At 68.4% G+C, this 8,363-nt stretch carries 8 protein-coding genes and 1 tRNA gene; 5 read left to right on the top strand and 4 right to left on the bottom strand.

Features of this window, described 5'->3' with window-relative positions:
• A partial coding sequence (locus U9979_RS08470) for a TIR domain-containing protein (RefSeq protein ID WP_322778927.1) occupies positions 1–1,735 on the bottom strand: 1,735 nt, incomplete at its 3' end.
• A 471-nt stretch (positions 1,736–2,206) separates the two neighbouring features.
• Here U9979_RS08470 and U9979_RS08465 point away from each other — a divergent pair.
• Positions 2,207–2,290: transfer RNA gene (locus tag U9979_RS08465), tRNA-Arg, on the top strand.
• Here U9979_RS08465 and U9979_RS08460 read toward each other — a convergent pair.
• Positions 2,252–2,935, bottom strand: a complete 684-nt coding sequence (locus tag U9979_RS08460) for a hypothetical protein (protein WP_322778926.1) — start codon at positions 2,933–2,935, stop codon at positions 2,252–2,254. The genes U9979_RS08465 and U9979_RS08460 overlap by 39 nt on opposite strands.
• Positions 2,936–3,043: 108 nt before the next feature.
• Between U9979_RS08460 and U9979_RS08455 the strand changes: the two genes are divergently transcribed.
• Complete coding sequence (locus U9979_RS08455; protein ID WP_416219739.1) at positions 3,044–4,204, top strand: ATP-binding protein; 1,161 nt, start codon at positions 3,044–3,046, stop codon at positions 4,202–4,204.
• 315 nt (positions 4,205–4,519) lie between these two features.
• Here the strand turns inward: U9979_RS08455 and U9979_RS08450 are convergent, their stop codons facing one another.
• Both U9979_RS08450 and U9979_RS08445 read right to left on the bottom strand, forming a co-directional pair.
• Entirely contained in the window at positions 4,520–4,702 is a 183-nt protein-coding gene (locus U9979_RS08450; protein ID WP_322755534.1) for a hypothetical protein, read from the bottom strand.
• 6 nt (positions 4,703–4,708) lie between these two features.
• Positions 4,709–4,852 (bottom strand): hypothetical protein, encoded by a 144-nt coding sequence (locus tag U9979_RS08445; RefSeq protein WP_322778924.1) that lies wholly within the window; start codon positions 4,850–4,852, stop codon positions 4,709–4,711.
• A gap of 320 nt (positions 4,853–5,172) precedes the next feature.
• Between U9979_RS08445 and U9979_RS08440 the strand changes: the two genes are divergently transcribed.
• The 3 genes from U9979_RS08440 to U9979_RS08430 all read left to right on the top strand — a co-directional run bounded on the left by U9979_RS08440 (position 5,173) and on the right by U9979_RS08430 (position 8,362).
• Positions 5,173–6,957: a hypothetical protein gene (locus tag U9979_RS08440; protein WP_322778923.1), complete on the top strand. Its 1,785-nt coding sequence runs from the start codon at positions 5,173–5,175 to the stop codon at positions 6,955–6,957.
• 167 nt (positions 6,958–7,124) lie between these two features.
• The gene (locus U9979_RS08435; RefSeq protein WP_322778929.1) at positions 7,125–8,123 is read left to right on the top strand and encodes a MoxR family ATPase; all 999 of its coding nucleotides are present in this window, start codon (positions 7,125–7,127) and stop codon (positions 8,121–8,123) included.
• Entirely contained in the window at positions 8,120–8,362 is a 243-nt protein-coding gene (locus tag U9979_RS08430; protein WP_322749430.1) for a hypothetical protein, read from the top strand. Before U9979_RS08435 ends, U9979_RS08430 begins: the two co-directional genes overlap by 4 nt.
• The last annotated feature ends 1 nt before the right edge of the window (position 8,363 follow it).

Below are 8,363 nucleotides of genomic sequence, written 5' to 3'. Positions count from 1 at the left end.
GCGGCAGCGCCGCGCCCGGCTGGCCGTGTTCGCCCAGGTAGGTTCCAGTCCGGTCACACAACCAGGACAGACCATCAACGGTGGCATCGGCATCGGTATGCCCGAGCACAGCGCTGACGTGGGGCAGATAAACCCGCCAGGTCGGCCAGGCGTCCAGGTTCCGCGCGATGTCTTCGGGCAGGATCCCGCAGAGCAGCCGGACCAGGGTGCCGGCCCGCACCTGGCGTATCTCACCGCTCATGGCCCGTCGGGTCGCGGCCTGCACCAGCCGGTGCACGTCCACCGTGTCCCGGTCACGGCGGGCCAGGCTGTAGCCGACCAGCGCGCCGACCGTGTCCTTCCACTCCGCCCGGTTCCCGGCCGCGTCCTTCAACAATCCGTCGTCGAACCCGGCCGGATCCGCGAACATCCCCAAAGGGATCTTCTCCGGGTCACATAATGCCCACAGTTCCAGGAGGTCCACCGCGGCCGGACACTCCCCGCGCAGATGCCGCATCGACAGCTTCCACAGCACCGCCACGGTGACCCCCGGCCGGTCGGCCACATCCCCTTCCCTTTTCCCGAGCATGTCGCCGAGCTGTTCGGCGAGCAGATCGGCGTACTCGCCCGGTAGGGTGCCAGTCCGGTCGAGATAACCCGCGGCCTGCTCCACCGCCAACGGTAAATCCCCCAACAGCTCACAGATCCGATCGGCAACCCTCGGCTCCAACGACGGGAACCGGTCCGTGAGCATTTGCATCGACTCGACGCGGCGCATCGTGGAAACCGTCACGGTCACACCGAGTGCGGTCCAACCCCGCCGCCGCGACGTCACCAGCAGCCGGCCCGCCCCCGACGACGGCCGAAGCCCCTTAATCATCGTGATCGTGTCATGATCATCAGCATTGTCGAACACCAGCAACGACCGGGGTTCGCGCGCCCACGCCGCCACCACCGCGGCCGGCTCCGCATCCACCGACAACCTCACCGCCGGGGCCAACCCGGCCAGATACCCGCCGATCAACTCCGGCTTCTCAGCCGGCACCCAACCCACCCGATCGAACCCGTCGGCATACCGGTGGATGTACTCGACCACCAGCGCGGTCTTCCCGACCCCGCCCATCCCCGCCACCGCGGTCACCGCCACCGACCCCGCAGTTGCCAGCCGGTCGTGCACTTGATCGAGTAACGATTCGCGGCCGACGAAATGCGCCAGCCGGGCCGGCACACCCCACATCGACGGCAGATCCGGCGGGAACACCGGAGCCGTGGGGAACACCGACCCCAGCGTGGGCAGCACGCCCGGAAAAAGCGGCTCCGCATCCGGCGGGCCTGGCTTAAAGCCCGCGGCTTCCACCACCCGCTCCTGGGCTGTCTCCCGGTCCACCCCGAACAGATCCACCGACACGACCTGACCCAGCAGCCCCGGACGCGGGCACTCCTCGATCCGGAACACCAGCAGCTTCCGCGCCCGACCCGACGGATCCGCCGCCCACGCCGCCTGCCACTCCGGCGCCGCGAACCCCGATTCCAGGTAGGCCGCCGACAGCACCGCGACTGTCCGGGCCGCATGCTCGGTCGTCCGGTGCATCTCCTCGACGAAGTGCGACCCGGCACCGAAATCCCACGCCGGGATCACCACCCGATAGTCGGCGACAATCAACGTCCAGGCGATCCACTTCGCCCACGCCTCGTCTTTCCCGGTGTAGGAGACGAAGAAATCCGAGCCGGTAACCTCACTGCCCCCCACGGTCACCCGCACAGCATGCCACTACCACCCAACACACCCGAAACCAGCCATTCGACGGGCATCGTCCGACACCAGCCCGGGTCGCGATGACAGCCAACGTGACAGCCCAGCCCACGAACAGCCACGGACACCGGCGTACCTCCCCAGACATCCGAGCCCAGGTCACCGGACTCGGCGCACGCGAGCGGACGTCCACGGAAGATCGCGAGCAAACTACGGATCAACGGCCCTCGGCGTGCCATTCGCGTGCCAGTAGCAACGGTCAGCATGTGGTCTGACCTGTGGTCTCTGGCGAGAGCTGGATCGCCGCTGACCTGGGCGGGAGTGCTTTGGACCAGGTCAGCAACGGTAACCGCACAGGTTTCCCAAGCTCGTAGCGTGGATCGTGGCGAAGAGGTCGGCTTCCGATCTGCTGTAGCAACCGGTGTAGCAACAGCCACGGACGTTGGCGGACCACTGCGTATCTCAGCGGAATCCGCGACCTGGGCTGGAGCTGGTGAGACAGGGGCCGGTCCGTGCCTTCTAAGCACTTGGTCGCAGGTTCGATCCCTGCCGGGCGCACTCAGTCTTGCCAGCAAAGATCGACATGTATTGTGACCTGCGCTTTAACTGGTCCCGCAAGGCCACGACGATCCGCTGGCACTGCCTGGCGCTGTTGAGGTTCTCGGCGAGGATGGCAACATGTCGATCAACGTCACCGGATACCTCGGCAAGTTGCTCCCGCAGGTCGCGGGCCGCGACCAGCTGGCCCCAGGACCCCGGCTCAGCGGCGGCTGAGCGCCGCGCCACCTCGGCGCTCAGCTCGGACAGACCCCTGGCGCCCAGCGCGGGCACGAACTCGGCCAGCCGGATCTCCGGCCAGCCCGGCCCGTCGAACGACAGCGCCGCCAACCAGCGCGCGAGCCCCGCCTGATCCGGCGGGGCATCCACACAGGCACGGGCGTACAGGCTCATCATGTGGCGCAGGTCCGTGCCGACGATCCCCGACGAGTCGTCCATGTACATCAGGGCGCTGGTCATCCGGTCCACCGCCTTGCGCAACGCCGGCACCACAGCACCCGCGTTCCCGTCCGCCAGCAACCGCTCACAACAATCAGCCAGCTCCAGCGCAGCCTGGGAATACTCACGCCGACCCGCGCGCGGATCACGACGCCGGTCCCGCCGCAACGCGTTCGCCAGTACCGTCAGGTCATCGCCCCTGGTCACCCGTTCATCCCACCAGACCGGGCACCCCGGGACGATGGCCGGCGACCGGAACACCACTGGTGGTAGGGCCGACCCCGGACGAGATTTCCCTTCAGACTCGAAGAACGACTGGCGAATCTGATCAGCGACGCGATCGCGCCCCGTATGGTTCCCGACATCGAGATCGCGCCGTGGCGCGGCACCCAGCTTGTCGCGGTGGAGGTCTACCCGAGCCCGTCCCGGCCGCATCATGTCAGCCAGGAGGGCCCGGAGAGCGGCGTCTACGTGCGGGTCGGTTCAACCAATCGACGGGCCGACTCCGACCTGGTCGAAGAACTGCGCCGCTACGCACGGGGCGAAGTCTACGACGAACAGGCAACGCCGGAACTGGGCTCGGACGCGATCGACTTCCCGGCGGCTGCCGAGGCGTTCAGCCAGCTCCGAAAGCTACGCCCCGCCGACCTGGAGACCCTCAGACTGGTGACGGCCCACCAAGGACGGCTCGTCCCGACCGTCGGCGGCCTGCTGCTGTTCGGCCGTGACCAGGACCGTGCCCGGCTTTTCCCCGATGCCTGGATCCAGGCCGGACAGTTCCTCGGCACCGACAAGTCCCAGATCGTCGACCAGGCAGAGATCCGATCCAACCTGGTACTCGCGGTGGAAGACGCGCTCGGGTTCGTGCGTAAGCACAGTCTGCACGGCATCGACATCGGCCCTGTCCTGCGAACAGACCGGTGGAACCTGCCTCCGGTCGCGGTCCGGGAAGCGGTCGTCAACGCGGTGGCACACGCCGACTACCGGCAGCGCGGCGCGCCCATCCGCATCGCGGTCTTCGACGACCGCCTCGAAGTGGAGAACCCCGGCGTGCTGCAGTTCGGACTGACGGTCGACGACATCCGTCGCGGAGTGTCCAAACTGCGCAACCGGGTCATCGGCCGGGTCTTCAATTCACTGGGGCTGATCGAGCAGTGGGGCAGCGGCATCCAACGAATGACCACCGCATGCCTGGACGCGGGACTTCCCCCGCCAGACCTCGAAGAGCTCGGCACCCGGTTCCGCGTCACGCTGTGGACCCAGCGTGTCCAGCTGCCGACCCTGGACGCCAAGGACCGGGCGATCCTCACCGCCATCCCGACCGACGGCGCGCTCACCAGCGCAATCGCCAACGCCATCGGCCTGTCCACCCGCGCGACGAGGACCAGGCTCATCAAACTGGTCGACCGCGGACTCGTCCGTGAGGTCGGCGCCGGCCCGCGAGACCCGAAGCGCCGCTACTTCCGCTCCCTGTAGCCGGCCCGGCAGCACTGGCAGGTCACACAGCCACCGCCGACGCGTCCAGGGGCGGACACCGGGATCGAAAGAATCAGACTTACGGCTCGGAAGCAAGCTCTGAAGAGAGTAGCTTCTGAGCGCTTCCGAGCTCGGGCGTGCCGCCAGGCGGCACGCCACAGGCAGGAGGATCCGCTGCCGCCTACAACGCCGCGGTGCGCCTGGGTGGCTGCTGGTCGGCGGCCAACCGCAGCAGCTCCGTGGGGTCGACCTCGATCCGCGACCCACCGTCGGCGCCGTAGCTCATCTCAGCACCCCGTCCTGTCGAACTTCTGGTCAGAACCTCGCGCCCAGGCTGGAGAACAGTCGCGCGGTCTCGCGCCACATCGGGCTGCCCGGCGCCGGCAGGTTGATCGGGCCGGTGGCCCACTCGATCAGATCGTCACCGTGCTCGGTGACCCAGCCCCGGATCCGCTCTTCGAGCTGACCGAGGGCCGCCAGCTCGGCCGGACTCAACATGGCCGGCTACGCCTGCTGGTCCGCAAGAAGTGCATTCCGCAGAGCCGTCTGCACATCCGTGCCGGTCTGGACCAGCGCGGCGAGGCTCTGGTTGGTGAAGGTGGTCTGGAGCGCGCTGAGCACCTCGGGATTGACGACGATTTTCGCCATGGCGAGCCTCTCCTCGTTCCGTGGTCCCACGACCCAGGGCCAGCGGGTTTCGGTTGTGTGCACCGGGGATTGTTGTGTCATTGGGATTGTTCGCGGTGGTCGATGGAGTCGACTATGGGCCCCGCGAACCATGTTTCCCCCTCCACGAGGGTTCTCCGAACGCGCGGGAACACCCGTGACCTGCACTTTCCGTGGGCCGGGGGCTGACCCACCCCACCATCCGCCCGGCCGGGCATTGCCATCGACCAGGAACGCGCGGAAAGTTGGGCGTGCGCCGACATCCGGCCGAGAGTTCGGTCATTCCTGATGGGGAGACGACAGTGCCACGCACCGAGGGGGAAGACCGGATCCGGTGGATATTGTCCCGGCTGGCCGCGCGCCGGGTACGCTGGTCGGTCGCCGTGCCGCTGGTACTCCTTCTTGCCGGCGGCTCCGTCGTCCTCCTGGTAGGGCAGAGCGCGGGCACTGCCGTACTGCGTCTGGGGAATGCCGGCGTGTGGCTGGCCAGCAGCGCCCAGGGAATCGTCTCGCACATCAACGGCCCCTCCGGGCGCGTTGACGCCACCACCCGCGTCAGCAACGCCAAGGACCCCAAGCTGATCATCGCCCAGGAGGGTTCCAGCGTGCTGGTCACCGACACCAGCACCGGCATCGTCAGCCGGATCGACCCGGTCACGCTGATCCCAGCCGAGCAAAAGAACTTCAGAACCGGCATCACCGTGGTCACCGGCGACGACCAGGCCTATGTCGTCAACGACCAGACCGGCCGAGTCACCCGGATCGACCCACAGACCCTCGACGTTCTGGGCTCGCCCGTCGACCTCGGCGCCCCCATAGCCGGCGCCGGGATGGCCGACGACGGCACACTGTGGGTAGCGCTGCCCTCCGGGGGAAAGCTCGTCCCGATCCGCCACGGCGCGCCAGGAAGCGCGGTCACGGTCTCCCGACCAGACGACCAGGTGTCACTAACAATCGCCGACGGCCACCCAGTCGTGGTCAACGCCTCCGACGGAACCCTGGTCGGTGTCCGCGACGGGCACCCGACAGCGCCGCTGCGCCTACCCAGCCAGGGTCGCCCCCTGAAGGTCGCGCCCCGCGTCGACGGCCCGCTGGTCCCGATCACTGTCGGCGGGACGGACACTCTGCTCCTCGCCGACTGGACCGCTGGCACGGTCGACACCGTCGAGATCGGTTCACAGCACCCCTCTGACAATCTCGGCGCGCCGGTCACCGCCAACAACCGGGTCTATATACCCGACAACGGGACGGGGCGCCTGCTCGTCTACGCGACCGATGCCGCCGCGTTCGTTGATCCGATCAAGATCACCTCCGGAGAGCCGGCCGGTGAACTCGCCGTGACCGTCAAGGACGGAACGGTCTGGGTCAACGACCCCGACGGCACCGAAGCCACCGTGATCAGACCGGACGGCTCTGTCCAGAAGATCGAGAAGCTGCCGGTCGCACCCGGACCGACGAACGGGCCAACGACAAACCCACCACAGGCCCCGGCCCGACCACAAACCCAGGCCCCACCACAAACCCCGGCCCAGAGCCAGGCCCCACCACAGACCCAGACCCGACCACAAACCCAGACCCCACCACAAACCCCGGCCCAGGCCCCGGCCCAGAGCCAGGCCCCACCACAAACCCCGACCCGACCACAAACCCAGACCCCACCACAAACCCCGACCCGACCACAAACCCAGACCCCACCACAAACCCAGGCCCCACCACAAACCCCGACCCGACCACAAACCCAGGCCCCACCACAAACCCCGACCACAGCCCCCAGCCCGACGCCTGTGCCTGTGCCTGTGCCTGTGCCTGTGACCTACACCGAGGTCCCCAGCGACTCCGGCTCGCCCACATTCGCCACTCCACATTTCGTCGGCGCGAACACGCCCAGGATCGGGGCGCACGTGCCCGTGCAGGTCCGCTGCCGGACGACCGGCGACCCGGTGGCGAACGGGAACACCTGGTACTACCTGGTCGTGTCCGGGGCAGCCGCCGGCCGGTACGCGCCGGCCGACAACTTCTACAATGACGGCTCGTCGTCCGGCCCGCCCAATACCGTCCTCGTCGACACCAATGTGCCACTGTGCTGAAAGCCGGGGTTTTCTGCCCGCGACCGCGGTGAGCCGCGGCGGGCAGTACGAGCCGGTCCCCGGCGTCCCCACCTGTGGCCGGTGTAGCGATTCCGGATACCTCACATTTATCGACGACTGTCTGACAGGAGAACAGGGTGTCAACAATGCCGACCGGCGAGTCAGAAATGCCGACCGGCTATTCACGGATACCGGCTGGGGAGGCCGCGCCAGTTGACTTCGCGGCGGCCTTCCAGTCCCTCGTCGACAACGTCGAGCTGGTACTCCGGGGCAAGACTGAGGTGGTGTCGCTGGCGTTGACCTGCCTGTTCGCGGGCGGGCACCTGCTCATCGAGGACGTCCCGGGCCTGGGGAAGACCTCGTTGGCCCGGTGCATCGCGGCCTCGCTGGACGCCTCCTGCCACCGGATTCAGTTCACTCCGGATCTGCTGCCCTCGGACGTGACCGGGGTGACCGTCTACCGTCAGGGAAGCAACAAGTTCACGTTCCACCCGGGGCCGGTGTTCGCACACGTGGTGGTGGCCGACGAAGTGAACCGGGCATCTCCCAAGACGCAGTCCGCGCTGCTGGAGGTCATGGAGGAGGGGCGGGTCACCGTCGACGGCGAGCCCCATCCGGTTCCGTGGCCCTTCTTCGTGGTCGCCACCCAGAACCCGGTCGACATGGACGGTACCTACGCCCTGCCGGAGGCACAGCTGGACCGCTTCCTGATGCGGATCGGGATGGGCTATCCGGACCGCGCCGCCGAGGTGGCGATCCTGCGTACCCGGCAGTCCGGCCTACGCGTGGAGGACCTCAGCCCGGTGCTGTCCACGGCCGAGATGGCGAGCCTGATCGCCACCACCACGCAGATCCATGTCTCGGACACCCTGCACGAGTATGTGGTCGACGTGGTGGCGGCCACCCGATCACTCGCGCGGCTGCGCCTCGGCGCCAGCCCCCGCGGCAGCATCGCCCTGCTGCGTGCGGCGCAGGTCAGGGCGGCCGCGGCCGGCCGGACGTTCGTCACCCCGGACGACGTCAAGGCGCTGGCCGTGCCTGTGCTCGCCCACCGGCTGATCCCCACCGCGGACTCGGAACTGCGCGGCTACGGCGGGTCGGATGCGATCCGCGAGGTGCTTGCCGCCGTCCCCGTCCCCCAGGCGTTGGCGGGCGCCGGCGCATGAGTGGCAGGGGACGGGAGGCACTGCTCGTCGTGACCCCGACCGGCTGGGGGGTTGCCGGCGCCACCGTGGTACTGGCGATCGTCGCAGGCGTGCTGCGATTCGCCGAACTGGCGGTGCTTGCCGCGGGCGGCGCGGCCGCGATGGCGGCAGCGATCGTCGTCGTCGCCCGCAGGCCGCAACTGGCCGCACAGATCGAGGTGGTCCCGGCCGGGTCCGCCGCGGCGAGACGGCGGCGGTGAC

The organism is Protofrankia sp. Cas4 (genome assembly GCF_963555915.1).
GTDB lineage: Bacteria > Actinomycetota > Actinomycetes > Frankiales > Frankiaceae > Protofrankia.
Note: the sequence above shows the minus strand (reverse complement) of the source record. Positions and strands in the feature narration are given on the sequence as shown.

What these genes read in the sequence shown, in the direction of transcription:
- U9979_RS08445 (WP_322778924.1), bottom strand. Translation starts at nt 4,852, where the DNA reads ATGGCGAAAATCGTCGTCAATCCCGAGGTGCTCAGCGCGCTCCAGACC.
- U9979_RS08450 (WP_322755534.1), bottom strand. Translation starts at nt 4,702, where the DNA reads ATGTTGAGTCCGGCCGAGCTGGCGGCCCTCGGTCAGCTCGAAGAGCGG.
- U9979_RS08435 (WP_322778929.1), top strand. Translation starts at nt 7,125, where the DNA reads ATGCCGACCGGCTATTCACGGATACCGGCTGGGGAGGCCGCGCCAGTT.
- U9979_RS08430 (WP_322749430.1), top strand. Translation starts at nt 8,120, where the DNA reads ATGAGTGGCAGGGGACGGGAGGCACTGCTCGTCGTGACCCCGACCGGC.